Annotated in this window: 24 protein-coding genes and 1 other RNA gene; 21 read left to right on the forward strand and 4 right to left on the reverse strand. The window is 55.0% G+C overall.

The features are described 5' to 3' along the window. Nucleotides 1-383 precede the first annotated feature (383 nt). From U2W12_RS10960 to fae, 9 genes are all read left to right on the forward strand, one after another. The gene (locus U2W12_RS10960; RefSeq protein ID WP_326500724.1) at nucleotides 384-2,795 is read left to right on the forward strand and encodes a hypothetical protein; all 2,412 of its coding nucleotides are present in this window, start codon (nucleotides 384-386) and stop codon (nucleotides 2,793-2,795) included. 425 nt (nucleotides 2,796-3,220) lie between these two features. Further along, entirely contained in the window at nucleotides 3,221-4,150 is a 930-nt protein-coding gene (locus U2W12_RS10965) for a hypothetical protein (protein ID WP_326500725.1), read from the forward strand. Then, on the forward strand, nucleotides 4,143-4,805 hold the full coding sequence (locus U2W12_RS10970; protein ID WP_326500726.1) for an HAD family phosphatase: 663 nt from the start codon (nucleotides 4,143-4,145) through the stop codon (nucleotides 4,803-4,805). Before U2W12_RS10965 ends, U2W12_RS10970 begins: the two co-directional genes overlap by 8 nt. A gap of 66 nt (nucleotides 4,806-4,871) precedes the next feature. After that, nucleotides 4,872-5,834, forward strand: coding sequence for a beta-ribofuranosylaminobenzene 5'-phosphate synthase family protein (locus tag U2W12_RS10975; protein ID WP_326500727.1), 963 nt, complete (start codon nucleotides 4,872-4,874; stop codon nucleotides 5,832-5,834). Between the two features lie 23 nt (nucleotides 5,835-5,857). Beyond that, complete coding sequence (locus U2W12_RS10980) at nucleotides 5,858-6,970, forward strand: ATP-grasp domain-containing protein (RefSeq protein ID WP_326500728.1); 1,113 nt, start codon at nucleotides 5,858-5,860, stop codon at nucleotides 6,968-6,970. A gap of 1 nt (nucleotide 6,971) precedes the next feature. Further along, on the forward strand, nucleotides 6,972-7,955 hold the full coding sequence (gene mch / locus U2W12_RS10985) for a methenyltetrahydromethanopterin cyclohydrolase (RefSeq protein ID WP_326500729.1): 984 nt from the start codon (nucleotides 6,972-6,974) through the stop codon (nucleotides 7,953-7,955). A gap of 9 nt (nucleotides 7,956-7,964) precedes the next feature. Beyond that, nucleotides 7,965-8,885: a RimK family alpha-L-glutamate ligase gene (locus U2W12_RS10990; protein WP_326500730.1), complete on the forward strand. Its 921-nt coding sequence runs from the start codon at nucleotides 7,965-7,967 to the stop codon at nucleotides 8,883-8,885. Further along, nucleotides 8,882-9,766 (forward strand): triphosphoribosyl-dephospho-CoA synthase, encoded by an 885-nt coding sequence (locus U2W12_RS10995; RefSeq protein WP_326500731.1) that lies wholly within the window; start codon nucleotides 8,882-8,884, stop codon nucleotides 9,764-9,766. The genes U2W12_RS10990 and U2W12_RS10995 overlap by 4 nt, the downstream gene beginning before the upstream one ends. Before the next feature lie 66 nt (nucleotides 9,767-9,832). Continuing rightward, the gene (gene fae / locus U2W12_RS11000) at nucleotides 9,833-10,342 is read left to right on the forward strand and encodes a formaldehyde-activating enzyme (RefSeq protein WP_326500732.1); all 510 of its coding nucleotides are present in this window, start codon (nucleotides 9,833-9,835) and stop codon (nucleotides 10,340-10,342) included. A gap of 58 nt (nucleotides 10,343-10,400) precedes the next feature. Here fae and U2W12_RS11005 read toward each other — a convergent pair whose 3' ends face one another. Next, a complete protein-coding gene (locus tag U2W12_RS11005) occupies nucleotides 10,401-11,087 on the reverse strand; it encodes a HisA/HisF-related TIM barrel protein (RefSeq protein ID WP_326500733.1) in 687 nt (228 codons plus the stop codon). A 112-nt stretch (nucleotides 11,088-11,199) separates the two neighbouring features. On the opposite strand from U2W12_RS11005, the gene U2W12_RS11010 reads away from it, so the two are divergent. The 3 genes from U2W12_RS11010 to crp all read left to right on the forward strand — a co-directional run bounded on the left by U2W12_RS11010 (nucleotide 11,200) and on the right by crp (nucleotide 14,083). Next, entirely contained in the window at nucleotides 11,200-12,201 is a 1,002-nt protein-coding gene (locus U2W12_RS11010; RefSeq protein WP_326500734.1) for an ATP-grasp domain-containing protein, read from the forward strand. Next, nucleotides 12,191-13,234, forward strand: a complete 1,044-nt coding sequence (locus tag U2W12_RS11015) for a hydantoinase/oxoprolinase family protein (protein ID WP_326500735.1) — start codon at nucleotides 12,191-12,193, stop codon at nucleotides 13,232-13,234. The genes U2W12_RS11010 and U2W12_RS11015 overlap by 11 nt, the downstream gene beginning before the upstream one ends. Before the next feature lie 195 nt (nucleotides 13,235-13,429). After that, a complete protein-coding gene (gene crp / locus U2W12_RS11020) occupies nucleotides 13,430-14,083 on the forward strand; it encodes a cAMP-activated global transcriptional regulator CRP (protein ID WP_326500736.1) in 654 nt (217 codons plus the stop codon). A 113-nt stretch (nucleotides 14,084-14,196) separates the two neighbouring features. On the opposite strand, the gene U2W12_RS11025 is transcribed toward crp, so the two are convergent. The 3 genes from U2W12_RS11025 to U2W12_RS11035 are packed head-to-tail and all read right to left on the reverse strand — an operon-like array spanning nucleotide 14,197 to nucleotide 16,599. Beyond that, nucleotides 14,197-15,594, reverse strand: coding sequence for an FAD-linked oxidase C-terminal domain-containing protein (locus tag U2W12_RS11025; protein ID WP_326500737.1), 1,398 nt, complete (start codon nucleotides 15,592-15,594; stop codon nucleotides 14,197-14,199). Nucleotides 15,595-15,603: 9 nt separating this feature from the next. Next, entirely contained in the window at nucleotides 15,604-16,191 is a 588-nt protein-coding gene (locus U2W12_RS11030) for an SIS domain-containing protein (RefSeq protein ID WP_326500738.1), read from the reverse strand. 3 nt (nucleotides 16,192-16,194) lie between these two features. Next, complete coding sequence (locus U2W12_RS11035; protein WP_326500739.1) at nucleotides 16,195-16,599, reverse strand: YraN family protein; 405 nt, start codon at nucleotides 16,597-16,599, stop codon at nucleotides 16,195-16,197. 135 nt (nucleotides 16,600-16,734) lie between these two features. On the opposite strand from U2W12_RS11035, the gene rsmI reads away from it, so the two are divergent. The 9 genes from rsmI (at nucleotide 16,735) to mraY (ending at nucleotide 25,863) form a co-directional block, all read left to right on the forward strand. Further along, a complete protein-coding gene (gene rsmI / locus U2W12_RS11040) occupies nucleotides 16,735-17,595 on the forward strand; it encodes a 16S rRNA (cytidine(1402)-2'-O)-methyltransferase (RefSeq protein WP_326500740.1) in 861 nt (286 codons plus the stop codon). 63 nt (nucleotides 17,596-17,658) lie between these two features. Beyond that, nucleotides 17,659-18,066, forward strand: an RNA gene (gene rnpB / locus U2W12_RS11045) — RNase P RNA component class A. A gap of 372 nt (nucleotides 18,067-18,438) precedes the next feature. Then, nucleotides 18,439-18,906 carry a division/cell wall cluster transcriptional repressor MraZ gene (mraZ, locus tag U2W12_RS11050; protein WP_326500741.1) on the forward strand — a complete coding sequence of 156 codons (468 nt, stop codon included), beginning with the start codon at nucleotides 18,439-18,441 and terminating at the stop codon, nucleotides 18,904-18,906. Nucleotides 18,907-18,917: 11 nt separating this feature from the next. Continuing rightward, nucleotides 18,918-19,844, forward strand: a complete 927-nt coding sequence (gene rsmH / locus U2W12_RS11055) for a 16S rRNA (cytosine(1402)-N(4))-methyltransferase RsmH (protein ID WP_326500742.1) — start codon at nucleotides 18,918-18,920, stop codon at nucleotides 19,842-19,844. Nucleotides 19,845-19,871: 27 nt separating this feature from the next. Then, a complete protein-coding gene (ftsL, locus tag U2W12_RS11060) occupies nucleotides 19,872-20,120 on the forward strand; it encodes a cell division protein FtsL (protein WP_326500764.1) in 249 nt (82 codons plus the stop codon). Next, nucleotides 20,117-21,964: a penicillin-binding transpeptidase domain-containing protein gene (locus tag U2W12_RS11065; RefSeq protein ID WP_326500743.1), complete on the forward strand. Its 1,848-nt coding sequence runs from the start codon at nucleotides 20,117-20,119 to the stop codon at nucleotides 21,962-21,964. Before ftsL ends, U2W12_RS11065 begins: the two co-directional genes overlap by 4 nt. After that, complete coding sequence (locus U2W12_RS11070; protein ID WP_326500744.1) at nucleotides 21,951-23,435, forward strand: UDP-N-acetylmuramoyl-L-alanyl-D-glutamate--2,6-diaminopimelate ligase; 1,485 nt, start codon at nucleotides 21,951-21,953, stop codon at nucleotides 23,433-23,435. Before U2W12_RS11065 ends, U2W12_RS11070 begins: the two co-directional genes overlap by 14 nt. Continuing rightward, the gene (gene murF / locus U2W12_RS11075; RefSeq protein ID WP_326500745.1) at nucleotides 23,416-24,777 is read left to right on the forward strand and encodes a UDP-N-acetylmuramoyl-tripeptide--D-alanyl-D-alanine ligase; all 1,362 of its coding nucleotides are present in this window, start codon (nucleotides 23,416-23,418) and stop codon (nucleotides 24,775-24,777) included. The genes U2W12_RS11070 and murF overlap by 20 nt, the downstream gene beginning before the upstream one ends. 3 nt (nucleotides 24,778-24,780) lie before the next feature. Beyond that, nucleotides 24,781-25,863, forward strand: a complete 1,083-nt coding sequence (gene mraY, locus U2W12_RS11080) for a phospho-N-acetylmuramoyl-pentapeptide-transferase (RefSeq protein ID WP_326500746.1) — start codon at nucleotides 24,781-24,783, stop codon at nucleotides 25,861-25,863. Nucleotides 25,864-25,866 lie beyond the last annotated feature (3 nt).

A 25,866-nucleotide genomic window follows, 5' to 3' on the forward strand; every position in this document is an offset into this window, starting at 1 on the left:
AACTTAATTCTATTTTGGCGGTCGTGTAGGTCAGGGTGTGCTGGCGCTCCCTGACAAGATGACTTTCAAGTTGTCTAAGATCAGGCGTCTAATGCGGCCAGGCCAACCCCGTCGCAATCTATTGTGACGGGCTTTTTTTAAAATGTGTGAATCGTCGTAATGAGATATTGACTTGTAAATTTTGTTAGTCTATGTTCGGCAGCCTGAACCGCTGATTTTTTTCGGCAGGTTTCTGAAAGTCGCAGGGAGCATGAACGCGAGGCCGCCGGGAATAATGGCGGCCAGATACGGCGGATCAACTTCATTTTCTCTGTGATGGCATCTCCGCCGGATTTATTGACGGCAGGCATCGCGCCTGTTCATCTAGTCTATTGGGGGGATTCATGCAGCTACAGTTCATCAAAAACCTGTTGCCGAGGCTCAAGCAATGCTTGCTTCCGGCGCCGGGCAATCCGTTGCCGTTTTGGGCATGTATTAATGAAGGGATTCTCGTATTTGGCGCCTGGCTGGCCAAACTGTCCGGAATCTGGCAAAAATATGATTTTTTCTTCGATTTGATAAAGTGCAGCCGGGTCACCTTATTCATTCTGGCTTTCGCCGCGGTCTTTTTGTTTCTGCCCAACAGCCAGGGGGCTGAATTGACCATTCGTCTCAGCACCAGCCTGGGTCATGCGCTGGTTTTTCTTTTTGGCGTGTTCTTGTGGGCATTCCAAGCCTGGATCGGGACCCGCAAGGTGCTTGAAATGGTCGAGAAGCGCGTCGATCCGACCGGCGAGCAATTAAGCGGCTGGCATTATCTCAGCGCGGCGCTGCAGGAAAAAACATGGCTCGGCCGTCTGACTAAAGGCAAGAATTGCTGCGCGAAGGCGATGGAGTCTGAATCGGGCTGGGTCGAGCATTGGCCGAGAATTCTAGGCATGTTGGTTTTTTTGGTTTCCCTGTTGGCGTTATGGATGCCTGTCAAGCACGGCCGGATCGCGTTTTTCTCGCCGCACGGACTCTTGATCGCAGCGGACTTCGGCCTGGCGATTTTGTTTTACGCGCTGACGATGGGCCGGCGTAAATGGATTCAAGCAGTGTGCGCAAAAAAAGGCATTCGCATCGAGGAGCATTGGGCGCAGTTGGACAACTTGCATGCGTCGTCCGGCGCTTTTACGATCGTTTATGTGCTGGTCCTGTTGATATTGGCTACCTTCGCGCCGGTCTGGCTGGGCTTCACTTTCGGCGCCGCCGGCATTGCGGTGCTGGGCTTCGGATCGCTGACCGCCTCCGGCAATTTCATCATCCGCAGCATTGTCACCCGCAACAGCCACTTGGATTATGGGGAGGCGACGCAGTTTCCGGTGCTATCGATATTATTCATTGTCGCGGCCGTGTTCAGTTTCTTTAACGATAACCACGGGCTTCGCCTGCTGGACCCTATGCCGCAACGGCCCAAACTGGAAGCGTTTGCCGAGCAATGGGCTCAGCGCAATCAGCCCGGGGCAAACCAGGTCAGGCCGATGATTTTCGTCGCGGCGGCTGGCGGCGGCATTCGCGCATCGCATTGGACCGCGGCAGTGCTGACGTATTTGGCCGACAACAATCCGAAATTTGCCGAGTCGGTGTTTGCGATCAGCGGCGTATCCGGAGGCAGCGTCGGGGCGGCATTTTACAGTGCATTGCTGAAACAAAACATCGATTGCGCGAAAGCCGATGGCAAGGATTGTCTGCAAAGCCGCGCGCGCGATATGCTGTCTCACGATTTCCTGGGACCGACCATTTCCGCGCTGCTCTTTAATGATCTATTGCAGCGCTTTTTACCTTTCGGCATTTTGCCCGACCGGCAAAAAGCGTTGGAAACCGGGTGGGAGAAAGCCTGGTCGAGGGCGTTCGACGGTAGCGCGGGTATGGCGGAGCCCTATTCGAGTACCTGGAACAAGCCCGGCGGCGCGAACAAATGGCTGCCCTTACTGCTGCTGAACAATACGCATATGGAAACCGGCAGAAAGATGATTACCAGCCCTTTTCCGCTCGATTCAACAACCTTCGCGGACGATGTCGATTTGATCGAGTTGCTTGAGGGGAGCGATATGCCGCTGTCGGTGGCGGCCGGCAATAGCGCGCGCTTTACTTATGTTAGCCCGCCCGGCACGCTGCCTTATGACGGTGGCTGGTTCGAGATGCGCGAGGATAATGGGCATGTGCTCGACGGCGGTTATTTTGAAAACAATGGCGCGATCACGTTGCAAGAGTTGCTGCAAGCACTGGAGACTCTGAAAGGCGGCGATGGGAAATCCTTTTTTGAACGCTATGCGATCAAGCCGATCGTCGTGGTGATCACGAATGACAATCAACTGGTTTGCGGCAAAGGCGACGACGGTTTGGTCAAATGTCCTAAGGATGTGTGGATAAAGCCGCAACCGGAAGTGGCCGATGCACAGCCGGCGGTAACCGATTTCAACGGTAAATTCACCCGCCTGACCGATAATAATGGCGCGAATGAAACGCTGGGGCCGATCCTGGGTATTCTGAACTCGCGCGAAGGCCATGGGATAGCCGGCGTGAAGAACCTGATCGCCTGGGTCGATGAGTGCGGCCGCTGGCCGCAGGGTTGTCATTTATCGGAGAGCGCCAAGCCGGAATTTTTTCATTTCCGTATCGATTTGAACAAGGGCGAGAATCCGCCCGCGCTGGGTTGGGTGCTGTCGAAAGACAGCGAGAAACTGATTTGGAACAAGATCAAGGCGCCGGATGGAAAAAATGGTTCCCAACATAACCACGACGAGGCGCAGAGATTGTTGGGATTGCTCTAATACCGGTGCCGCGCGATACGAGCCGGTAGTTCTGAGATATTTGCCAAGGAAGGCGATTATCTATGCCGAGCAGTCTGCCGAATTTAATGCGAGAAGATCTTCGTGGACAACTCCTACGATTGCCCAAAACGCCGTGGTCTATTTCGGCGAGTAGTCGCGGGATGTCGTTCGACGTTTTGAATGGCGGCCAAGCAGGTCTACGACAATACGCGGATAAATGAAATAAATGAGGCGCATGGTTGTTCCGGGTTGCCAATCAATCGATTAGACAAGTTGGCTCATGCCCGGTAAAATCTGGGCTGATATATAAGAATTTTATAAATTCCTCTGATTGTTTCTTCAATGAAGTCAGTTGAAGGGCGATGCTTTAATATCGTCAAAAGTTGCCGCCCTTGTTTTTTCTGTTTTTTACTTCGCATCTATTCATGTTTTTCCCCAAAGACTTTATCGAAACCGCCGAAGGTCTGTTGTTTGCGGTCGTCAACCCCGGTCTGGAGCAGGGCAAGGCGTTGTGTTTTTTGCGTTATGTGAAAGACGGCGGGGAGTGGCGCAAGCAGGCGACCGCCGAGGCGAATGCATATTTGCGGCGGCATCATCCCGATTATCTGCATTATTCGCCTGTGTTGGATGCGTATTTGCATGCGGTTGAAGTCGAGCGGATCGTCAGATGCCACCAGCCGCGGCATCGCTTGCGTCATATCATGCAAAGCCATGATCATGATCCGATCGAGCGCGATGTGGTTGCGCTCGGCGTATTGCTGATGCAGCAAGGTGTGGATTTGGATACGGTCGGCATTACCGGATCGATACTGGTCGGAGCACAAAAAGACAGTTCGGATATTGATCTGGTCAGCTACGGGCGCGGGTCGTTTCATCATTGCCGTGCCGGCGTGAGGACTCTGATCGAACAGAACCACCTGCAAGATCTGGCCGACAGTGATTGGCGGGAATCGTATCAGCGCCGGAACTGTTCGTTGAGTTATGACGAATATGTCCGGCACGAGAAGCGTAAATTCAACAAGGCTCTGGTGAATGGCCGCAAATTCGACCTGAGTCTGATCGAGCAGGAAGAACCGGGCCGAAAGGCCGTCTATCAAAAGCTTGGTCCGATTACGCTGATCTGCCGGATCGCGGATGATACGCGTGCGTTCGATTATCCGTCCGTTTATCGAATCGATCATGATTCGATCGCCGCGATCGTTTGCTTTACTGCAACTTATGCGGGTCAGGCGTTCAATGGCGAAAGGGTCGAAGTGTCGGGCATGCTCGAACAGAACGCGCAAGGCGTGCAACAGATCGTGGTCGGCTCCAGTCGGGAGGCGCACGGCGAACATATTAAGGTGATCGATGCTTAGATGGGCCGATGTGGCGGCGGTCATCTTCGACATGGACGGCTTGGTGCTCGATACCGAAAAGACTTACCGGATGGCCTGGCGCGAAGCCGGGCGGGCGATGCATCAAGACTTACCGGATGTATTCCTGGAGGCGTTGTCCGGGTTGTCGATGGATGCGGTTCTGCGGACGATCGAAGGCTTTTGCGGCCCCGGTTTCGATCCAAGTGAATTCAATCGCTTGAGCGCGGCATGTTGGCGTGATTATGTGGCGGCGCGCGGCATCGAGGTCAAGCGCGGCTTCCATTCGCTTCGGGATTATCTGGATCGGGAAGGCATCCCTTATTGTCTCGCGACCAACAGCGCGGCGGCCAATGCGGAAGAATGCCTGCAATTGGCCGGCCTCGGCGGCGTCTTTTCGACGATTATCACGCGCGACCAAGTCGAACGCGGCAAGCCGGCGCCCGATATTTTTTTGAAAGCCGCGGCCGCGCTTGGCGTTTCGATCGACCGCTGCATTGTGTTGGAAGACTCGTCCGCCGGCATCGAGGCGGCATTTAATGCGGGAGCTTTGCCGGTGATGGCGCCGTCGGCCTTGCCGGTGGATGCGGCAACGGTTGCACGCTGCAAGTTCGTGCTGAATGATTTGGGCGAGTTGTTGGGCGTGATGAACTGCTAGATCGCCGCTGTCAAACCGATCGTGTATAATCGGCCGTTTTTCAAGGCAGTCTTTGACAATAATCCATTGCAATTTCGACATCAGAAAGTATCGGTGACCGCGCCGGCCCGGCTGCATATGGGGTTTATCGATTTGAGCGGCTCCCTGGGCCGGCATTTCGGCAGCATCGGCGTGGCGCTGAACGAGCAGGCGACTTGTTTGACGGTTGCAGGCGCGGACCGGCGCAGTATTTCGGGGCCGTCCGTTGTGCGCGCGGAAAAATGTCTGACGATGTTGTGCGAAGCATTTAACATTCCGGATAACCTCCGAATCAATATCGAAAGCGCGATACCCGAGCATGTCGGTCTGGGGTCGGGCACACAGATGTCGCTCGCGATCGGGGCGGCTCTGAATGCGTTTTATGATTTGGGTTTGACGATACGCGACATTGCGAAGGTGATGGTCAGGGGACAGCGCTCCGGCATCGGCATCGGTGTGTTCGAGCAGGGCGGTCTGGTTGTGGACGGCGGGCGCGGCGAACATACGATTACGCCGCCGTTGTTGGCGCGAATGGCGATTCCTGAGGCTTGGCGTTTTATTTTGGTGTTCGACAAGCGCGGCCAGGGCCTGCACGGTTTGCAGGAGATTCAGGCGTTTCAGGAGCTGCCGCCGTTTCCCCGGCGCGAGGCAGAGCAATTGAGTTATCTGCTGTTGATGCAAGCGCTGCCGGCGCTAGCCGAGAATGACATCGTCAGGTTTGGAGAAGTGATTACGCGTTTGCAGCGTGCGGTCGGCGAGCATTTCGCGGCGGTGCAAGGCGGCATTTATACCAGTCCCGAGGTGGCCACGGCGATGCAATGGCTGGCCGAGCAGGGCGCGGTCGCGGTGGGGCAAACCTCCTGGGGGCCGACCGGGTTTTGCATGGTGAATGGAATCGAGCGGGCGGCTGTTCTGGTCGAGCAGGCCAGGCATAAATTCGCGGCCGGCGATACGTTGACGTTTATCAGTGCGAGCGCCCGCAACAGCGGCGGCCTGGTTGTCGTGGAATAATCGATTAGACGGGCTCCGACCGCGTGTCCGTGCATGTGCCGGCGAATCGTTCCGAAATGTTGCTGATCATCGCCGGTTCCGGTCGTATGCTGGCCGAAGCCGCGCGCCAAGCCGGTTTTCGGGTATTGGTGCTGGATCTTTATGCCGACCTGGATACCCGGCTTCATGCTGTTGAGTTCTTCCGGGTGCCGTCATTGGCGATCGGACATGTCGCGCCAGTTCTGGATGATTTGATCGAGCGATACGGAGTCGCTCAAGTCATTTACGGCAGCGGCCTTGAAGCACATCCGGAAACCCTGGATTACCTCAATCATCACGTCACGATTCTGGGCAACACGCCTGCGGTTTTTCGCGGGCTCCAAAACAAGGTCGAGTTTTTTGCAACCCTCGGCGCGTTAAACATTCCTTTTCCAGAAGTCTCATTTACCGCGCCTGATACGGGTTGTGACTGGCTGGTCAAGCCGATGCAAGGACAGGGCGGCTTGGGGATTCGCCGTCATAACGCGAATTGCGTAATCGATTCATGCGCTTATTGGCAAAAATTCCAGCTTGGAACGGCAGGTTCCGTGCTGTTTTTGGCCGACACGAGAGGCGCGCGTGTGATCGGTTTCAACACGCAATTTACGGCCAAATTAAACACCGGCCTTGAATTCGCGTTTTCCGGCCTTATTAATCATTCAACTTTATCCCGCAGGCAGAAAGCGCTGATTTCCGGCTGGTTGACGCGATGCGTCCAGGCGTTTGCGTTGAAAGGCCTGAATTCGCTCGATTTCATACAACACGGCGAGCAAGTCCATGTTTTGGAGATCAATCCGCGTCCGTCCGCTAGCATGCAGTTATACGGCCATTTGCTGACTCGTCATATCGAAGTCTGCCGAGGCAGCTTGCCGGATGCGTTGCCGAAGCAAAAAAGTTTTGCAGGCTTCCGAGTCGTTTACGCTGATGCGGACCTTCGGATTCCCGATGCTTTCCACTGGCCCGATTGGGCTCGGGACAGGTCGGAACCCGGTGCTGTTTGTCGCCCGGGGCAGCCCGTGTGCAGCATCATCGCCCGCCGGAGTGAGCCGCGGCAAGTGTTGGCGGCGCTTGCGGCCAGGCAGCAACAAATTTTCAATCAATTAATTAAGGTTCAGTGAGATGGAATATCAAGCGAGTGTGAATAAATTGACCCAGCCCCTGGTACGGCATTTGATCGCGAATGCGGACAAACTGCGGGTGGCGGTCGAGACTCTCGATAACGGTTGCACGATCATCGATGCCGGCATCAAGGTGCCGGGCGGACTCGAAGCCGGCCGTATCATCGCCGAGATCTGTCTCGGCGGCATGGGCACGGTCACGCTGAGCCACAGCCCTTACACCGCGAACTGGCCATTGACGGTGAATGTGCATACCGGCAATCCGGTACTGGGTTGCCTCGGCAGCCAGTATGCGGGCTGGAGCCTGTCGCACGAGAAATATTACGCGCTCGGCTCGGGCCCGGCGCGCGCGCTGGCGACCAAGATGAAGGAGGGTCGCGAGGAGTCGGTCGAGGAATTGTATAAGGAACTGGGTTACCGCGACAGCTTTGATTCGACCGCGCTGGTGATCGAAAACGATGCTATTCCGCCGCTGGAAATCGTTGAAAGAGTCGCCGGCGCCTGCAAGGTCGAGCCGTCCAAACTGACGATCATTGTGACGCCGACCAGTTCGCTGGCTGGCGGTTTGCAGGTCGTTGCCCGTGTGCTCGAGGTTGCTATGCACAAGGCGCACGCGTTGCATTTTCCGCTTGAAAACATCATCGACGGTTCCGGCAGCGCGCCGGTTTGCCCGCCGCATCCGAACTTCGTGAAGGCTATGGGGCGCACGAATGACGCGATTCTATTCGCGGGTCAGGTGCATTTATTCGTGAAGGGCAGCGACGAGGCGGCCGAAAAGCTTGCGAAAGAATTGCCGAGTTCGACATCTAAAGATTACGGCAAGCCGTTTGCGGATATTTTCAAGCAATACGAATACGATTTCTTCAAGATCGATCCGATGCTGTTCAGTCCGGCCAGCGTGATTGTTACCGCGGTCGAGTCGGGCAAGAGCTTCCGCGCGGGCAAGCTCGACAATGCGTTGCTGGATCAGTCTTTCGGCGCGTAAAAGGCATTCGTGCGCCGCGTTGCAATTTTTACCGACGATCCTGGGTGGCACGGCAAACAGCTCAGCCTGGCGTTTGCCGAGTTCGGCTATAGCGCGGAATTCGTTTCGCTGGCCGAATGCCGGCTTACGCTGGCGTCCGGCAGGCTGCCGATATGGATTCCGGGATTTGAACAGGTGCTTCCCGATGCCGTGTTTGTACGCGGCGTGCCGGGCGGTTCGCTCGAAGAAGTCGTCTTGTATCTGGATATTCTGCATGCTTTGAAGTTCTTGGGTGTTCCGGTTTATAACGACGGCCGCGCGATCGAGCGCAGTGTCGACAAGGGCATGACCAGCTTTCTGTTGCAGCGCGCGGGCTTGCCGACCCCGCCGACCTGGGTGCTGCGCGATCCCGATGAGGCGCAGCGGATCGCCGGGAGCGAATTGCAAAACGGTCATTTGCTGATCAGCAAGCCTCTGTTCGGCTCGCAGGGCGAAGGCATTCGCCGGATCGAAAAAATGACCGATCTGTTCTGGTTGACCTCGAGCCGCGGCGTTTATTATCTGCAACGCTTCGTGCACGCGGCCGGAGAGGGGTACCACGATCACCGCGTGTTCGTAATCGACGGCTGTGCTGTCGCCGCGATGCGGCGGCGCGGAAAATCGTGGTTGAATAATGTCGCGCAGGGTGCGGACTGCGAATGGATCGATGCGAGCAGTGAGTTGGCCGAGCTGGCGATCAAGGCGACCCAAACGCTCGAGATGGATTATGCGGGCGTCGACATCATGCTCGATCGGGACGGTCATTACACGGTGATCGAGGTGAACAGCGTGCCTGCCTGGAAGGGGCTCGAAAGCGTTTGTGACGTGAATGTCGCGGCGCTGCTGGTCGAGGATTTGGTCGGGCGCTATCTGGGATTGACCCGCTCCGGGGCGCCCGCCGAAATTTCATGATAGCGCCGTCAACACTCGAAGCGCTGTTTCGTGAAGCCTGCGAAATCGAATTGCAGGCGTTCAAGCCGGGCAATATCAGCGTCTATGCGGACGGGCACGACATGACGGTAGCCGACTTTCGACGCAGCGCCGAAGCCAGCGCCGGGCCGTTGTGCAATCCCGCTTATTCCCTCGGTGAGAAAATCTATTACGCGGTCAAGGCGACGCGCGAGGCGGTCGGCTGCAATACGAACCTCGGAATTATATTGCTGTGCGCGCCGCTGGTGCAGGCGGCGTATCAGGTGCTGGGTGAGCCATTGCGGCAGGCTTTGAGGCGGGTGTTGTCTTCGACCACGATCGACGATGCGGACTGGGTTTTCAAGGCGATCACGCTGGCCGCTCCCGGCGGACTCGGCAGCGCGAGCGAGCAGGATGTGCATCAACAAGCGACCGTTAACCTGCTCGAAGCGATGCGTTTGGCGGCCTCGAGAGACCGCATAGCCTTTCAATATAGCTCAAATTATCAAGATATATTCGATTTCTCCACAAAATTGTATTACAATGTTATAAGTGGAAGGATTGGTCGTAATTGGGCGGCTCTAATGGTTTATGCCGGATTGCTGAGCCGGTTTCCCGATAGCCATATCGAAAGGAAGTATGGTGATCAATTCACCGGGATGGTAGCGGCCAGGATGGCTGGGCTTGGTGATGCGCTTTTGAAAGCAGAAAGTCCCGAGCAAATGTTGCCGTTGCTTTATCAAATAGATCAGGAATTCAAGTCCAAGGGCATTAATCCCGGTACGACGGCCGATCTAACCGTGGCAACACTTTTTACCGTATTGTTGGAAGATGTTTTGAGCGAGGCGAGCGCTACAGCGGCGAGTTGCCAAGCACGGATATAAGTCGACAGTCGATATTAAACTGGAATCATTTTTTTTAACTTTTTTCTTCACAGGGGAAAAACAAGCATGGCTAAAATCAATAAATTGTGCGTTGGTGAATCTTTAGTTGGCGAAGGCAACGAAGTTGCGCACATCGACCTGATCATCGGACCAAGAGGTTCGGCTGCTGAAAGCGCATTCGCTATCGCCTTGACAAATAACAAAGACGGTTTTTCTACTTTGTTGGCGGTTGTTGCGCCTAACCTGATGGTTAAGCCTGCAACTATTTTGTTCAATAAAGTAACCATCAAAGGTGCAAAACAAGCCGTGCAAATGTTTGGCCCAGCGCAACGCGGCGTCGCGATGGCTGTTGCTGACAGCGTTGAAGACGGCACCATCCCAGCCGACGAAGCCGATGACCTGTTCATCAGCGTTGGCGTTTTCATCCACTGGGCTGCTGAAGACGACGCAAAAATCCAAGAATACAACTATAAAGCAACCAAAGAAGCAATCGCTCGCGCTGTTGCCGGTTCTCCTACCGCTGCTGAAGTTGTTGCCGCCAAAGGCACTGCGAAACACCCATTCGCTGCCAACTAATCAGCTTTTAGCTTTTTAGGAGCAAAAAAATACCCCACTCGTTGGGGTATTTTTTTGCCTAAAGCGCGGCGAGTTCGGCGCGTCCGATCGCACCCGAATGCAGCGCGCTGGCAATCAGCGCCTGTGCGATGCCGACTTTTTTTAACGCCAGCAAGTCTTCCAAGTTTCTGATGCCTCCGGCAGCAATAAAATTTTTGTCGGGATAATTTCCATAAAACGCCGCCAATCTTTCCAAATCGGGTCCTGAATCGCTGCCGACGCGCTCCAGTGTCATGATGATAATATCGTTCGGCCAATAGCCGGGTGTCGTAAAGAGGCTATCGGCTCCCAGGCGTTTTGTGCCGACAGAGTCCAGCGACAAAATAAAATCCTTCGCGCAACTTTCAAGTAGATTCACGGTATCATCCCGAAAAGATTCGCTGCCGAGCACCGTTTTAATGTTTTTAAGCGTATTGTTGTGCGACGGCGGGGGGGGGAAGCCGCTATCAAGCCAGAAGGTGCGTTCTGGAAAACGCTCTGCCGCCGCGTTGATCAAGTTCTGATGCTCTCCTTTTTGCTCCAGAGAATTCAGGTCGGCGATATAAAAAGTCTGAAAATCATATAAATTCAGATAAGCGTCGATCACGTCGAAAATATCTGCGGATAAGCATAAGGCGGTATGAATCGGCAAATAAGAATCGCGCCTACCCTGCCTGGCGTGTACGACTAAACCGTCTTTCAAATCGATTACGGGAATAACTTGCATGATTTAGTGACTTCATCCAAAAGCGTGTTACAGCAATGATACAATATTCCGTTTGATTGCATCGATGCTCTTTCGATGAGGCGGTGAAAAAACGCATGATAATGGACGCGCAATGAAAATTCTGGTGTTCGAATACATTAGCGGCGGCGGCTTCAATCGAGACGAGTTGCCAGCGTCACTGGCCGGCGAAGGTCTATTGATGCTTAAAGCGTTGCTGGGTGGGCTGAACGAGATTCCGGAATTGGACGTTACAGTGATGCTCGATGCGCGTCTTTCGGCTCAAGTTGAGTCGCCAGCTATCGAGATAGCCTTGATCGGCCCGCAAGACGACTGTTTCGAGCGTTTTGAACAACTGGTCGAACAGCACGATGCGATCTGGCCTATTGCGCCGGAGTTCGATGCGATTTTATTCAAGTTGTGCCGGGTAGTCGAGCGGCTTGGCAAAACTTTGCTGGCGCCCGCTTCGGCAGCGGTGCGGCTGACTGCGGACAAATTCAAGACTTTCCAATGCTTGGTAGGCCGGCAGATTCCGACCGTTGCGACCCGACTTTTCGCCGATTGCCCTTCTTTCCCGGGCGAGAGTATCGTCAAACCGATAGACGGAGCGGGCTGTGGCGATAGCTATCTCGTGCGGGACTCGGTTGATTTTGACAGGCTCGCGGCGTGCCGGCAGGGTGCGGGTCGCTTTATCATTCAGCCTCATCTGAGCGGCGAGAAAACCAGTCTGTCCTGTTTATTCAGAAACGGTCGGGGCTGGATTTTGTCCGTCAATTTGCAGCAATTCGAGATTGTTAACAACCAGTATCAACTTTCCGCAATTCGGGTCAATCATCGCTTCGATTGCAGTCTTTATCAGGATTTGGTTGCCGGCATTGCTAAGGCGGTGCCCGGCTTATGGGGCTGCGTCGGCATCGACCTGATCGAAACGCCCGCGCAAGCCCTGGTTTTGGAAATCAACCCCCGCTTAACGTCTTCCTTCGCGGGGCTGAATGCGGCCCTGGGAGTTAATGCCGCCGCGCTGGTACTGCAGTTATTGCATGGCGATCCAGTTATTCACCGCACGATGAATAAAATGGTAACCGTTCAGATCAAACAGAAAATAGATGGCGATTGAAATAATCGGATGGGACATCGGTGGTGCGCATATCAAAGCCGCCGTGTTGAACGCGCGGGGCGAATTGACCGCGATCAGGCAGAAACCATGCCCGTTGTGGCAAGGCCTCGACAAACTCCGGTCTGCGGTTGATTCGATTATGCACGAATTGCCGTCCGCGCCTTATCGTCATGCTATAACGATGACCGGCGAACTGGTCGATTTGTTTGCGGGCCGCGATGACGGCGTCAAAACGATCATCGAGACGATGATTGGGCTTTTGCCGGGCGCCGATCTATTGATTTATGCCGGTAAACTGGGATTTTTGAATGCGTCGAAGCTTGATAGCCGCCATTATGAATCGATCGCCTCGGCAAACTGGTTGGCAAGCGCAAGTTATGCCGCGCAGAAAATCGGCCGCGGCCTGTTTATCGATATCGGCAGTACGACGACCGATATTTTGCTGCTCGATAAAGGCAGGGTGAAGGCCGAAGGCTACAGCGATTATGAACGCCTGGTGACTCAGGAGTTGATCTATACCGGCATCGTCAGAACTGCGGTGATGGCGATTGCGGAGTGCGTCGAGGACCGGGACGGTGAAGTGGGTCTGATGGCCGAATACTTCGCGACGATGGCGGATGTGTACCGGCTGACCGGAGAATTGAACGAGGCTCACGATCAGGCCGATACGGCCGACGGCGCCGAAAAAACCGTGTTCGCGAGTGCCAGGCGCTTGTCGCGGATGGTCGGCTGCGATTTCGATCCCGTCGAATTGCCGCGGTGGCAAAGATTGGCTGAAAATCTGCGCGCGAGGCAATTGCAAAAAATTCGCCGCGGCTGTGAAAAACAATTGGCGCGCGGGAGTCTTGCTGTATCGATACCTTTCGTCGGTGCCGGGGTAGGACGTTTTCTAGTCAAGTGCTTGGCTGATTCGATCGGCTATCCTTATCTCGATTTCTCGGAGTTATTCCCTGCAATGACAAATGTAAACGGCATGACTGCCGCCGATTGCGCGCCGGCGGTTGCGGTTGCAAGTTTGGCCAGAGGGTATTAACCGCTCTTCCGCGCTTGCCGCTGCGGCAGGTGTGGAAAATGCAGGTATCCGGGATGTTGTGCGTTCGGTGCCTTTCGGAAAATCGATATACCACGTAGAAAAATATTCATGTTTTGTCCTGGCGGGCGCAGTTTTTGCTAAACTCGATAGAGTAGAAATCAATTGTCAGGAGGGATCGCAGTGGACGGGAGCATCATGTTAAAAAACACAACGCCGTTGAATCAAGGCGCACTGAGCGCATTTTTGCACTTATGCCATAAAAAAAAATATCCGGCCAAAGCGACCGTGATTAGGCCCGGCGATGTCGGCGACCGGCTGTATTTCATTATCGAAGGCTCTGTCAGTATCTGCGCCGAAGACGAAGAGGGCAGTCAGGAAATCATCCTTGCCTATCTGAACAAAAATGAGTTCATCGGCGAAGTCGGTGTTTTTAAGGGCAGCGAGGTGCGCAAAGTGAGCGTGAGAACGCGCAGTGCTTGCCATTTGGCCGAGATCGGCTATGAGCGTTTCAAACAGGCGCTCAAAAAAGAGCTGTTGGACTTTGCACCAGACCTGCTTTATATGCTGGGCGATCAATTGGCGTCACGGTTATTGCTGACCAGTCGCAAATTTTGCGATCTGGCTTTCATGGATGTCGAAGGGCGGATTGCAAGGGCTTTGCTCGATCTGAGCAGGCAGCCCGATGCGATTACGCATCCGGACGGGATGCAGTTGCATATTACCCGCCAGGAAATCGGCCGCTTGGTCGGCTGTTCTCGGGAAATGGCCGGGCGCGTGTTAAAGGAATTAGAAGAAAAACAATTGATTACCGCGCACGGCAAGACGATCGTGGTGTTTGGGACTCGGTGATTTTGCAGTCGCCAATCTTTCCAAACAAAGAAAATCGGCCTGTTGATCGCTCTCTTCTACTTGTAGGCAGTTTTCTTTTACGAAGCAATACTCACTCTATAGTCGCATTGGCGTCAATCCGGCGGCAATAGTTTTCCGGGATTCAATATCCCGTTCGGATCGAATTGTCTTTTGATCGCGCGCATCAGTTCCAGTACATTTGCATCCAGTTCGCGGTCGATGAAATCCCTCTTTTCCAGACCGACTCCGTGTTCGCCGGACAAGGTGCCTCCGAGATTAAGCACCATCGTGAACACTTCATCCATACAGTTTTGCGCTTTTTGGCTTTGACCGGGCGTGTCGGGATTTAGCAGTAAGTTCACATGAATATTGCCGTTGCCGGCATGGCCGAAGTTGATGATCGGCAAGTCGTATTTGACCGACAGCCGGTCGAGGCCCTCAATTAGATCAGGAATCGCGGTCACCGGCACCACTACATCTTCATTGATTTTTTTTGGCGCGGCCCTGCGCAGGGCCGGGGCCAAGGCCTTGCGGGTTTGCCAGAGCGCGTCGACTTCCTGCGCGGTATTAGCAATGCGAATGTCGAGCAGTCCATCATTGCGAGCGGCATCGGCGACCTTGGCTGCTATGCTTTTCAGGCCTTCGCGAGGGCCATCGACTTCGATCATCAACAGTGCGCCGGCTTGTGCGGGCAGGTCACAGGCGGAATGATGCCGGATCATTTCAATTGCGTTGCCGTCGATGAATTCGAGTGCGCACGGCACGATCGGCTGCGCCATGATCGTTGAGATGGCTATTGCCGCATCCAGCACGCTACGGTAGATGGCCCTGAGGGTTTGGACCGCTTCCGGCAGCGGCGTCAGTTTCAATGTCGCTTCGGTTATGATCGCGAGCGTGCCTTCCGAGCCCAATAGCAAACGCGTCAGGTCATAGCCGACCACGCCCTTGCTGGTGCGGACACCGGTGCGGATTTCCCGGCCTGCGCCGGTCACGGCACGCAGTCCCAGCGTATTCTCTCTCGGTGTGCCGTATTTGACCGCGCGCGGTCCCGCCGCATTACAGGCCAGATTGCCGCCGAGACTGCAATAGGCAGCGCTGGTCGGGTCGGGAGGCCAGAAAAAGCCTCGGCTGCCGGCAAGCGTTTGGATTTCCTGATTGGTCAGCCCCGGTTCGACGATGAGTAAACGGTTTTCGGGCGAAAATTCGATTATTTTTTGCATCCGTTCGAGCGAGACGACCAGTCCGCCCTGCAGCGGAACGGTCGCGCCGACGGTGTTGGTGCCGCGTCCGCGCGCGGTCAGGGGAGTCTGGTGTTGGTTGCAGGCGTTAACTATCTGGACGACTTGTTCATGACTGGTCGGAAACGCGACAGCTTGCGGCAGGGAATGGCGGCGGCTGTTATCATAGCCATAGGCCCAGCAGTCTTCGGGATCGGTCAGAATGGCCATCGGCGGCAGAATTGATCGGAGCCCGGATAAAAAGCCGGCCGCCAATTTGGGTCGATTAGTCATGCTGGCGGCTCAGCCGCCGAAAATTTGATAGTCGATCAGGTCGCATAGGCAGTGCGTGATCATCAGGTGGGTTTCCAAGACATGCGCGGCGGAGTTCGACGGCACGCGCAGTTCCAGATCGTTTTCATGCAGCAGCGGCGCAATGCTGCCGCCGTCCTGGCCGGTTAGCGCGATTACCGAAATGCCCTTGTCGTGCGCGCTGTTGACCGCCTTCAGCGTGTTCGCGGAATGGCCGCCGATCGTATATACGACCAGAATGTCGCCGCTGTGTCCGAGTGCCCGTAGCGGTTTGGCGAAAATGTCGTCGTATTGCATGTCGTTCGCGATCGCGGTCAGCATGGTCATGCTGCTGCCAAGCGCAATGGCGGGCAGTGAGGGGCGGTCGCGTTCATAACGATTGACCAGCGAGGCGGCCAGCAACTGCGCGTTGTTGGCCGATCCGCCATTGCCGCAGGTCATGATTTTCTTGTCGTTGAGCAGTGCATGAACGAGGCGTTGCGAGGCGAAGCCGATCAACTCGGACAGATTGTCCATCGCTTCCCGCTGGATATCTATGCTGTTCGTGAAATGGATGATGACGCGTTCTTGTAAACTCATGTCCTAGTTTTGCGATGAAAAGGCATTGGTTATCCACTCGATGCCGCCGTCGCCGCTGATTGCCACCACGTCGAAACGGAGCGGGCAGTCAAGTTTTTGCTTGGATAAATAGACCTGGGTCGCGGCTATTATACGCGATTGCTTGGCGCGGGTAATGCTTTCCAAGGCGCTGCCGTGTCGGTTTGATTGACGGAATCTGACTTCGACGATTACCAGGGTCCGGCCGTCCTTCATGACCAGATCAAGCTCGCCCTGTTTACAGCGGAAATTCCTGCGGACCAGTACCAGGCCCTTGTTGCGCAGAAATTTCCGGGCTTTTTCTTCCGCGTCGTCGCCGCGCAATAGGTGGGGCGCCCTAAAGGGTATGCCGGTCAGCAGAGTCAAGAGGGAGGGTTTATCATTCTTCATATCGGGTAGGATTTTTGCGGTTCCGCCGGGTTATAATCGAGGGCTTTGACGATTAACAGGCATTTCAGGCAGGTGGAATGATTTTGGCACAGTTTTTCCGGTCTGTCTTGATGAAAGCTTGCTTAGGGCGGATGCATGATGAATGAACGCGGTAAATTGTATGTGGTAGCAACTCCGATAGGGAATCTCGGCGACATCAGTTATCGGGCGGTGGAGACGCTACGGCAGGTTGATCTGATTGCCGCCGAGGATACTCGCCATATCAAAACCTTGTTGCAGCATTATGGCATCAATCAGAAAGTCATCTCGTTGCATCAGCATAATGAAGAACGCGCATCGGCGGAGTTACTGGAAAAATTGCGCGCGGGCCTGTCGATTGCGTTGGTGTCGGACGCGGGGACACCGCTGGTCAGCGATCCCGGCATGCCGCTGGTGCGGATGGTTAAAGAGGCAGGCATCGAGGTTTCGCCGCTGCCGGGCGCCTGTGCGCTGATTGCGGCCTTGTCGGCGGCAGGCTTGCCGACCGCGCGGTTTTCATTCGAAGGTTTCGCGCCAAGAGCGTCGGCGGAAAGAAAATCTTTTTTCAAGGCAAAAGCAGCATCCCCCGACACATGGATCTTTTATGAGTCTTGCCACCGGGTGCTGGCGTCTCTGCGGGATTTGAGTGAGACAATGCTGCCGGATCGGCAGGTCGTGATTGCCCGGGAATTGACCAAGCTGCATGAAACAATCGTCAAAACATCGCTGGCCGAGGCGCTGGTTTTGGTCGAATCCGATCACAACATGCAGAAGGGCGAGTTTGTGATTATCGTCGAGGGCGCGCCGAAAGGAGTTCATCCGGTGGAGATTACGGATGAGCAGGAAAAAATACTCCGAATTTTGCTGAAAGAATGTTCGATTTCAACCGCTGTTGCACTGGCGGTGCAGCTAACCGGCGCGCGCAAGAAAGCGCTTTATCCTGCGGCGTTGGTTCTTGGGTCTGCGAAAAGTGAATGAAAATAGGCGCTAATAGATTCCGATCGGCGATTATGACAAAACTGTGATATACTTCGCGTCGAAAGAGTCGGCTGAGCAGTCGCTGTTTTATCGTAATGATAAAATGGAGGAAAGTCCGGGCTCCATAGGGCAGGGCGCCAGGTAACGCCTGGGAGGCGCGAGTCTACGGAAAGTGCCACAGAAAATATACCGCCCATCTCCTAAATTTCCTGAAAGTTTGACCGATGCGTGATCGATGTCAAGTCTTCAGGAAATTTAGGGGCTGGGTAAGGGTGAAAAGGTGCGGTAAGAGCGCACCGCGTCTCTGGTAACAGAGGCGGCATGGAAAACCCCGCCCGGAGCAAGATCAAATAGAGGAACAAACGCGCGGCCCGCGCGGTTCCTGGGTAGATTGCTTGAGTTGCAAGGTAACTTGCAACCTAGATGAATGGCTGTTCAAGACAGAACCCGGCTTACAGGCTGGCTCTTTCAGTTTTTTACGTTCCTTGCTTTCGGTTGTTTGGTCGTGCCAAACGTCTAGTCTTTATCTTTTTTGTTGCGTCAATCGTTTCCCCTGTATTTTTCTTCCTTCCTGTTTGCGATTTCTCCTGTCGGCCCGATTCTGGGGCGCTATTAAAGTAATTTGTCATTAGTTTGTTATAACCTCATGAAATCCAATGTTGTTGGTATGTCTGTCATTTTTTGATTTTAGGCGTCCGAGCGATGCCTGTCTAAGTCATTGTCAAAAAAGAAAGAAATTTGTTGTAAAGGCTCTTGACTCTGGTTCACTAGAAATCTATAGTGGAGCCTAAGTGGGAGAGAGTGGAAAATTTTGGTTTTTTTTTAGTTTTTTGGGGGGGGGGCTTGTTTCGGGGCATTAGTTCGCTCAATCTTGACGATAAGGGACGCCTGGCGATTCCGACCCGTTATCGGGACGAATTGCAGGAGTGTTGCGATCGTCAACTGGTCGTAACCGTCGCGGTCAACGAACTGTGCGTCGGCGAAGCCGGCTGCCTCTGGCTCTATCCCATGCCCGAATGGGAAAAACTCGAACAAACGATCAGTAAATTGCCGACGCTGAACAAGATGGCCGGCAAATTGCGGCGCTTTCTGATCGGTAACGCCTCGGAATGTGAAATGGACGCACAGGGCAGGTTATTGCTGCCTGAAAAACTTAGACGTTTTGCCAACATGGAAAAGAAGATCGTTTTAGTCGGACAGTTGAACAAATTCGAAATCTGGAATGAAGACGCCTGGACGTCCAAGGAAGCTGAATGGCTGGCCGGCGATGATAACGACGGATTGGACGAGCTCGGCGCGTTATCATTTTAAAGAGAAAAGCGGTGTCGCATTTACCGGTCATGCTGGAAGAGGCGCTTGCGCAATTGGCGGTCAAGCGTCACGGGATTTATTTGGATTGTACGTTTGGGCGCGGCGGGCATAGTCGTGCGTTGATGCAGAGGTTGGATGCGAAAGGGCGTCTCTTGGCCATCGATCGAGACCGGGAAGCGGTCGAGTCTAGCGCTGCGCAGGAGTTGTTGCGGGATGGCCGTTTTCGATTGTTTCACGGTTGCTTTTCGGAATTGACTGCGATTGTCGAGCAGGAAGGCTTGGCCGGGCAGATCGACGGCGTTTTGCTGGATCTCGGCGTTTCATCGCCGCAACTGGACAATCCGGATCGAGGCTTCAGTTTCATGAAGGACGGTCCCCTGGATATGCGGATGAACAGCAGCATCGGCCCTTCTGCGGCGGACTGGATCGCGACGGTCTCCGAAAAAGAATTGGTGCGGGTGTTATTCGAATATGGCGAGGAACGTCATGCGCGGCGGATTGCGAAGGCGATCGTGGCCCGCCGGCAAGAAAGTCCGATCAAAACGACTCGGCAACTGGCCGAGTTGATTGCCGAGGCGTCGCCGTCCACGGAGCGGCACAAACATTCCGCGACCCGCGCGTTTCAGGCGATACGGATCGAAATCAATCATGAGCTGGACGAATTGCAGGCGGTGTTGCGGCAGGCGGTGCAGGTATTGAAACCTGGCGGGCGCTTGGTCGTGATCTCGTTTCATTCGCTGGAAGACCGGATCGTGAAGCGATTTATTCGCCGAGAGTCGGGCAGCAAATACGATCCCGGCAAGTTGCCGATCAGGGAGAGCGAAATCGAAAAAGGCGCATTGAAAAAAATCGGCGCTTCGATCAAGGCCGGTGCACAAGAGATCGGACAAAATCCCAGAGCGCGTAGCGCGGTGATGCGGACGGCGGAGAGGGTGTAATAAGTGGCGGCATTCAAAAATTTGGCAATGGGCGCGTTATTCGCGCTGCTGCTTGCGTCGGCGCTAGCTGCGATTTACAGCAAATACCATTCGCGTCAGGTTTTTATCGAGATCCAGAAGCAGGAAAAGATTCTGGATCAGTATGATGTGGAGTGGGGGCAACTGCAACTCGAACTGACGACTCAGGCGGATCAAAGCAAGATCGAACTGAGCGCGCGCGATCAACTGAAACTGGTTATGCCTGAACGCGACAAGATCGTTTATTTGAAGCCATGAGAGATTTTCGCGACAGAGTCAAATCGGGATCGGGAGCGGCGGCGCCGGTCGATTGCGAGCGGCGCAGGAAACTCCTCGTACTGGGGGTGATGGTGTGCATGGCTGCGCTGGTGGTGCGGGCGATCGATTTGCAGGTATTCGACAAACAGTTTCTGCAGCAGCAGGGCAATAAAACCTATGTGACAGATGTGCTCGTTCCGGCCTATCGCGGCATGATACGGGACAGAAACGGCGAGCCGTTGGCGGTCAGCACGCCGATGCAATCGATCTGGGTGAACGCGAAGGATCATCATCAGGCCGAGCAGGATTTCGAGGATGATCTAAAGAAGCACAAAAAAAGCCAGGAAGAAACACAAGCCCTGCTAAGCGACTATCGTAACAAGACTCGAGCCGCAATCCGCGAGATGGAGCGTCTGCTCGGTTTGCCGACTGGAAAAGTCGCCGCTTTACTGAATGACAATCCCAAACGGCAATTTGCCTATGTGATTCGCCGGATCGAGCCGCCGCTTGCCGATCAAGTGAAGAACTTGAAGATCGCAGGCGTCAATTTTGACCGCGAATTCAAACGTTTTTATCCGGCCGGCGCGGTTTCCGCGCATGTAGTCGGCTTTACCGATCTGAACGATGCAGGGCAGGAAGGTATCGAGAAAGGCTATGAAAATGTGTTGAAAGGTGTGCCGGGACGCAAGCGGGTGATCCGTGACGGCAAACAGCACATCATCGAGGATGTCGAAAACATCCGCGATCCGGCACCGGGGCGCGATCTCGAGTTGAGTATCGATCAGCGTATCCAGTACATTGCCTATAAAGAATTGCAGCGGGCGGTAGCCGAAAACAATGCCAAGTCCGCTTCGTTGGCGGTGCTGGATGCGAAGAACGGCGAGATTTTGGCGGCAGTCAGTTTGCCGGCGTTCAATCCGAATGCGCGTGAAGACTTGAAAGAGAGTCTTTATCGGAACCGGGCGATGACCGAAATTTTTGAACCCGGTTCGACCGTGAAGCCGTTTGTCGTCGCCGCCGCGCTGGACGGCGGTTATGTGCGTCCGAATGCGTTGTTCGCGACTCACGGTGTGTTTCAGATCGGCAAACATACGGTCAGGGATGTACATAATTACGGTACGATGGATTTGACGCATGTGATCAAGAAGTCCAGTAATGTCGCGGTATCGCAGATGGCATTGAAGATGCCTCCGAAATATTTTTGGGGCATTTATGACCAGCTTGGTTTCGGTTCTTCGGCGGAGGCCGGATTTCCCGGCGAAGCGTCGGGGCGGCTTTTGCATTATTCGAAAATGAAGGACTTCGATCGGGCGACGTTGTCGTTCGGTTACGGACTCAGCGCTTCGGTTGTGCAATTGGCGAGAGCTTACACCGCGTTGGCCGATGACGGCATTCTACACTCGGTCAGCCTGCTGAAACGTGATGAAGATCCGAATCCTGTGCGCGTGTTTTCGGCCGAGACCGTCAAAAGCGTGCGCAAAATGATGGAAACCGTGATCATGAAGGACGGCACCGCTTACGAGGCGAGGGTCGATGGTTATACGGTGGCGGGCAAGACCGGCACGGTCAAGAAGGCCGCCGGCGCACACGGCTATACCAGCAACAAATATTTCGCGGTTTTTGCGGGTATGGCGCCGGCCAGCGATCCGAGACTGATCATCACGGTGATGATCGATGAACCTTCGGCGGGCAAGTATTATGGCGGCCTGGTGTCGGCGCCGGTGTTTTCCAGAGTGATGACCGGCGCACTGCGGGTGCTGGATATTGCGCCGGATAGGGACGAAACGATGCCTATCGTGTTGTCGCATAAAGATTCGCCAACAGAGGGCCATGAAATTAACTGAGTTGCTCGCCGGCCCGATGAAGTTCGGACCGGCTGTAGAGATAACAGATCTGACGCTGGATAGCCGTCAGGTTGCGCCGGGCGATGCGTTCATCGCCTTGTCCGGGGCGAACCAGCATGGATTAAAACATGCCGCGCAGGCGATCGAACGAGGCGCCGCTGTGATTCTGTACGATCCGGCAGGCGGCGGCACGGAGCTGGCGGCGGGATTAAACGGCGCGCCGGCGATTGCTGTCGAAAATCTGGCTTGGAAATTGGGCGATCTGGCTGCGCATTTCTATCGCGATCCATCCGCGGCAATGAATGTGTTCGGCATTACCGGTACCAACGGCAAGACATCTTGCTCCCAGTTTTTGAGCCAACTGTTGCCCGCTTGCGGCATTATCGGCACTTTGGGGTGGGGTGAATGGGGGAGACTGAACAAAACGTTGAATACCACGCCTGATGCGCTCGCGGTGCAGCGAGTGCTGGCCGAACTGCGGAAGCAGGGCAAGAAGTCCGTCGCTATGGAAGTTTCATCGCACGGACTGGAACAAGGGCGGGTAAACGGCGTGCATTTCCAGGGCGCGGTGTTCACCAATATCAGTCGCGATCACCTCGATTATCACGGCACGATGGAGGCCTATGTCGCGGCTAAGTTGGCCTTGCTCAGACAGCCGGGTCTGGTTTTTGCGGCGGTAAATCTGGACGATGAATACAGCGCGCAAATACTGGCGGCAACGCCGGACAGCGTGGCGGTATGGGGGCATAGCCGTCGAGGTAAAACAAGTGCAAAGGGCGAAAACCTGGGGGCTGAGAATATCCGCCATGCAGCGACCGGCATCGAGTTCGATGTGTACTGGCGCAAGCAGAGGGTGACCGTGCAAACGCCGTTGTTTGGAGATTTCAATATCGACAATTGTTTGAGCGTACTGGCGGTAATGCTCGCGCTCGGCGAACCGATCGAACGGGCGGCCTTGAAATTGCGCTCGCTGAATCCGGTTCAGGGGCGCATGGAACGGTTTGGCGGCGATCATCAACCGTTGGTGTTTGTCGATTATGCACACACGCCCGACGCGCTCGATAAGGTGTTGTCCAGCGTTAGGCGGCATTGCCGGCAGAGTTTGTGGGTCGTTTTCGGTTGCGGAGGCAACCGTGACAGAGGCAAGCGTTCCGAGATGGGGGCGGTGGCTTCACGGTTGGCCGATCATATTATCGTGACCGATGACAATCCGCGTCACGAAAACGGTCAGGATATTGTGAATGACATTCTCAGCGGATGCAGGAAGGAGCGGGTGCGCGTGATAAGTGACAGAAAACAGGCGATAGAAGCAGCCATTTGCGAGGCGGGCGCAAACGACTGGATCGTGATCGCCGGTAAAGGTCATGAAGATTATCAAGAAATAGCCGGCGTGCGCTATCCGTTTAGCGACGCCGAAGCCGTGAAGAGGGCATTAAAATTGAGGGCAAACGGTGGACATGCGGTTGAGTGAATGCGCGGCGCTCCTGAACGGGGAATTAGCTGGCGGCGATGGCGTCTTTGGTGCGGTCAGCATCGATACGCGCACGTTGCAGCCTGGCGATCTGTATGTCGCGATCAAGGGCGAAAGATTCGACGGCAATGACTTTGTCGATCAGGCCGCGCACAGTGGCGCGGTCGCGGCGGTGGTGCGCCGGGGCGTTAGCGCGGACATCCCGGCGATTAGGGTAGCGGATACACATCTGGCGCTGGCCGAACTGGGCGGCGCCTGGCGCAAGAAAGCAAGCGCGAAAGTCGTCGGCGTGACCGGCAGCAACGGCAAGACGACCGTGAAGGAAATGGTGGCTGCGGTGCTCGCCATCGACGGCGAAGTGCTCTATACGAAGGGCAATTTGAACAATGACATCGGCGTGCCGTTGACCCTGTTGCGCCTTGCGGAGCGGCATCGTTACGCGGTGATCGAAATGGGCGCGAATCATCCGGGCGAAATCGCCTACACCGCGGCCTATGCCGAGCCGGACGTCGCGATCATCACGAATGCAGGTCCCGCGCATATCGAGGGTTTCGGCAGCGTCGAAGGCGTGGCCCGGGCGAAGGGAGAGTTGTTTACGGCGCTGAAGCCCAACGGTGTGGCGATCATCAACAAGGATGATGCTTATTTTGATTATTGGCAATCGGTCGCCAGCCCTCGACGAGTCATCTCGTTCGGGCTGCATGGCGACAGCGAAGTCACGGCGACGGAAATCAAAACCGAAATTATCGATCATCAGTTCAGGACCGCCTTCATGCTTTCCTCGTCCGCGGGCCGCATGCCTTGCCGGTTGCAACTGGCGGGCACGCATAACGTGGTGAACGCGCTGGCGGCGGCCGCTGCCGGGCTGGCGCTGGGCCTTGATCTGGAGCGGATCGTGCGGGGATTGCAGGCGGTCAAACCGGTTACCGGCAGACTGCAGCCCTGGGTCGGCCGAAAAGGCAATATTGTGATTGACGATACCTATAACGCGAACTCGAGCTCGCTGAAGGCGGGACTTGATGTGCTGACCCACGTTGGACAAAAGCCCTGGTTGGTGTTGGGCGCATTTGCCGAGTTGGGGCCCGAGACTCTGAACATGCACCGGGAAATGGGAGCGTTGATCAAATCGAGTGGAGTTGTGCGCCTGCTAGCCGTGGGCTCCGATGCCAGGGCCGCAGTCGATGTCTTTGGCAAAGGGGCCTCTTTTTACGAGACTCAGGAAGAGCTGATCGCCGCGCTGGAAAATGAATTGACGGGTGACGAAACGATTCTGATCAAAGGATCGAGAATGCGCCGGATGGAAAATGTCGCGGCGGCGCTGGTGGAAAATTTTAGAGCGTAAAAGATGCTACTGTATTTTGCAGACTATTTAATGTCATTTGACAGTGCCTTCAGGGTGTTTCATTACCTGACCTTCCGAGCCATTTTGGGTTCGCTGACCGCGCTGGCCATATCGCTGTTGTTCGGGCCGGCAATGATTCGCAAGCTGACGAACAAAAAAATCGGCCAAAGCATTCGCGAACTGGGGCCCGAGTCGCATTACGAAAAGAAAGGCACGCCGACCATGGGCGGCACGATGATACTGGTTGCGATCGCGGTCAGCACGCTGCTGTGGGCCGATCTCAGCAACCACTATGTTTGGACCATTTTATTGGTCACGCTGGGTTACGGTATCGTCGGTTTTATCGATGATTACCGGAAGGTGATAAAGCGAAACAGCGACGGCTTGTCCGCGAAAGCCAAATATTTCTGGCAGTCGGTAATCGGTCTCGTGGCCGCAGTGTTTTTGTACAAAACTGCGGCCTTGCCGGCCGAAACGCAGTTTTTCGTGCCATTTTTCAAGGACGTCGTGTTCAACATGGGGTGGCTGTATGTCGTTTTGACCTATTTCGTGATCGTCGGCAGCAGCAACGCGGTAAATCTGACAGATGGGCTGGACGGCTTGGCGATCATGCCTACCGTGATGGTGGCAGGGGGATTGGGCATATTTGCTTATCTGTCGGGGCATGCGGCGTTTGCGAATTATCTGGCGATTCCGTTTTTGCCTCATTCCGGCGAATTGATCGTGTTCTGTTCGGCGCTGGTCGGCGCGGGGCTTGGTTTTCTCTGGTTCAACGCTTATCCGGCGATGGTGTTCATGGGCGATGTTGGAGCGCTTGCGCTCGGTGCGGCGCTAGGTTTGTTGGCGGTGCTGGTGCGGCAGGAAGTCGTGCTGGTGATCATGGGCGGCGTCTTTGTGATGGAAACCCTGTCGGTGATCATTCAGGTCGCGTCTTTCAAGTTGACTGGCAAGCGGGTATTTAAAATGGCGCCGATTCATCATCATTTTGAGTTGAAGGGCTGGCCCGAGCCGCGCGTAATCGTGCGTTTCTGGATTATAACGGTGGTCCTGGTGCTGATTGGTCTGGCGACCCTGAAGCTGCGTTGATGC

Source organism: Methylomicrobium sp. Wu6, assembly GCF_035916875.1.
GTDB lineage: Bacteria > Pseudomonadota > Gammaproteobacteria > Methylococcales > Methylomonadaceae > Methylomicrobium.

Bases quoted from the DNA above. Each gene is read 5' to 3' on its own strand.
- U2W12_RS11025 (WP_326500737.1), bottom strand. From the start codon at position 15,594: ATGACTAATCGACCCAAATTGGCGGCCGGCTTTTTATCCGGGCTCCGA.
- rsmI (WP_326500740.1), top strand. From the start codon at position 16,735: ATGATGAATGAACGCGGTAAATTGTATGTGGTAGCAACTCCGATAGGG.
- mraY (WP_326500746.1), top strand. From the start codon at position 24,781: ATGCTACTGTATTTTGCAGACTATTTAATGTCATTTGACAGTGCCTTC.
- U2W12_RS11030 (WP_326500738.1), bottom strand. From the start codon at position 16,191: ATGAGTTTACAAGAACGCGTCATCATCCATTTCACGAACAGCATAGAT.
- U2W12_RS10965 (WP_326500725.1), top strand. From the start codon at position 3,221: ATGTTTTTCCCCAAAGACTTTATCGAAACCGCCGAAGGTCTGTTGTTT.
- U2W12_RS10960 (WP_326500724.1), top strand. From the start codon at position 384: ATGCAGCTACAGTTCATCAAAAACCTGTTGCCGAGGCTCAAGCAATGC.
- U2W12_RS11010 (WP_326500734.1), top strand. From the start codon at position 11,200: ATGAAAATTCTGGTGTTCGAATACATTAGCGGCGGCGGCTTCAATCGA.
- crp (WP_326500736.1), top strand. From the start codon at position 13,430: ATGTTAAAAAACACAACGCCGTTGAATCAAGGCGCACTGAGCGCATTT.
- U2W12_RS10995 (WP_326500731.1), top strand. From the start codon at position 8,882: ATGATAGCGCCGTCAACACTCGAAGCGCTGTTTCGTGAAGCCTGCGAA.
- U2W12_RS10970 (WP_326500726.1), top strand. From the start codon at position 4,143: ATGCTTAGATGGGCCGATGTGGCGGCGGTCATCTTCGACATGGACGGC.
- U2W12_RS11070 (WP_326500744.1), top strand. From the start codon at position 21,951: ATGAAATTAACTGAGTTGCTCGCCGGCCCGATGAAGTTCGGACCGGCT.
- U2W12_RS11005 (WP_326500733.1), bottom strand. From the start codon at position 11,087: ATGCAAGTTATTCCCGTAATCGATTTGAAAGACGGTTTAGTCGTACAC.
- U2W12_RS11065 (WP_326500743.1), top strand. From the start codon at position 20,117: ATGAGAGATTTTCGCGACAGAGTCAAATCGGGATCGGGAGCGGCGGCG.
- U2W12_RS11035 (WP_326500739.1), bottom strand. From the start codon at position 16,599: ATGAAGAATGATAAACCCTCCCTCTTGACTCTGCTGACCGGCATACCC.
- ftsL (WP_326500764.1), top strand. From the start codon at position 19,872: ATGGGCGCGTTATTCGCGCTGCTGCTTGCGTCGGCGCTAGCTGCGATT.
- mch (WP_326500729.1), top strand. From the start codon at position 6,972: ATGGAATATCAAGCGAGTGTGAATAAATTGACCCAGCCCCTGGTACGG.
- U2W12_RS11015 (WP_326500735.1), top strand. From the start codon at position 12,191: ATGGCGATTGAAATAATCGGATGGGACATCGGTGGTGCGCATATCAAA.
- fae (WP_326500732.1), top strand. From the start codon at position 9,833: ATGGCTAAAATCAATAAATTGTGCGTTGGTGAATCTTTAGTTGGCGAA.